Annotated in this window: 1 protein-coding gene; it reads right to left on the reverse strand. The window is 69.4% G+C overall.

The genetic code is table 11. The annotated features are described in order from the left end of the window. Positions 1-1,431, reverse strand: a 1,431-nt coding sequence (locus tag BN423_RS10420; protein ID WP_019240187.1) for an amidophosphoribosyltransferase, incomplete at its 3' end; no start/stop codon positions are given. Positions 1,432-1,584: the final 153 nt, after the last annotated feature.

Consider the following 1,584-nt stretch of genomic DNA (forward strand, 5'->3'; position numbering starts at 1 on the left):
CATGCCCTCCACCGAGAGGAACGCGAGCGAATCCGCCCCGATGAAGCGGCAGATCTCGTCCACCGACTTGTTCGCGCTGATGAGCTGCGCCTGCACGTCGGTGTCGATGCCGTAGAAGCACGGCCACACGACCTCGGGGCTGTTCACGCGCACGTGCACCTCGCGCGCGCCCGCCTGCCGCAGCATCCGCACGAGCTGCACCATGGTGGTGCCGCGCACGATGGAGTCGTCGATCACCACGAGGCGCTTGCCGGCGATGATGTCGCGCAGCGGGTTGAGCTTCATGCGCACGCCCATCGCGCGCAGCTCCTGCGTGGGCTGGATGAACGTCCGCGCCACGTAGCGGTTCTTGATGAGCCCCTCGCCGAAGGGGATGCCGCTCTCGTGCGCGTAACCCTCCGCCGGCGGCAGGCCGGAATCGGGCACGCCGATGACCATGTCCGCGTCGACCGGCGCCTCGCGCGCGAGCTGCCGCCCCATGTCGTAGCGGCACGCGTACACGGACTTACCGCCCATGAAGGAGTCCGGCCGGGCGAAATAGACCTGCTCGAAGATGCACTCCGCGGTCTCGGGCGCGGCGGGCACGCCCTGCTCGGACACGAGCCCCTCGGCGCTGATGCGCAGGATCTCGCCGGGGCGGATGTCGCGCACGTACTCAGCGCCCACGATGTCGAGGGCGCAGGTCTCGGACGCGACGACCCAGCCGGCGGCCGCGTCGGGCGAAAAAGGGGTTGAAAGGAACCCGTCCCCATTCAACCCATGGGTTGGTTGGGGACGGGTTCCTTTCAACCCATCCCCATCCAACCCATCGGCGGGGATCATGCCGAGAACGAGCGGGCGGATGCCGTAGGGGTCGCGGAACGCGTAGAGCGCCTGCTCGTTGATGAGCGCCATGGCGTAGCCGCCGCGGATGAGCTCCATGGTCTTGCGGATGCCCTCGCGCAGGTGGCTCGTGCGCTGGGTGAAGTAGCCGATGAGCTTCGTCGCCACCTCGGAGTCGGAATTGGAGAGGAACGGCACGCCCAGCTCGATGAGCTGCCGGCGCAGCTCGTCGGTGTTCACGAGCGTCCCGTTGTGCGCGAGCGCGATGATGACGTCGTTGATGGTGGAGAGGTGCGGCTGCGCGGCCTCCCAGCTCTTGGCGCCCGCCGTGCCGTAGCGCACGTGCCCCACGGCGAGGTCGCCCGTGAGCGAGGAGAGGTCGGCGTCGGTGAACACCTGGTCCACGAGCCCCAGGTCCTTGCGCACCATGACCGTGCCGCCGTCGCCCACCGCGATGCCGGCCGATTCCTGGCCGCGGTGCTGCAGCGCCTTCAAGCCGAAATACGCGAGCCGCGCGACGTCGCGCCCCGGCGCCCACACGCCGAAGACGCCGCACTCCTCGTGCAGGGCGTCATCCGCCCGCATGCTCTCACCGTGCACATCAACCATATCGGAAACCCCTCCGCGCCGTTGTTCCACCATGAGATTATGGCATGCCCCGGCGGCGGACGGCACGGTAACACGCATGTAACGTGGGCGGGCGAAGCGCGCGGGCGGCGCGGGCCTCGGGCGGCGGGCGGATGCAGGCGCGGGCGGGCGCCA

It is taken from the genome of Enorma timonensis, from assembly GCF_000321165.1.
In the GTDB taxonomy this organism is placed as follows: domain Bacteria; phylum Actinomycetota; class Coriobacteriia; order Coriobacteriales; family Coriobacteriaceae; genus Enorma.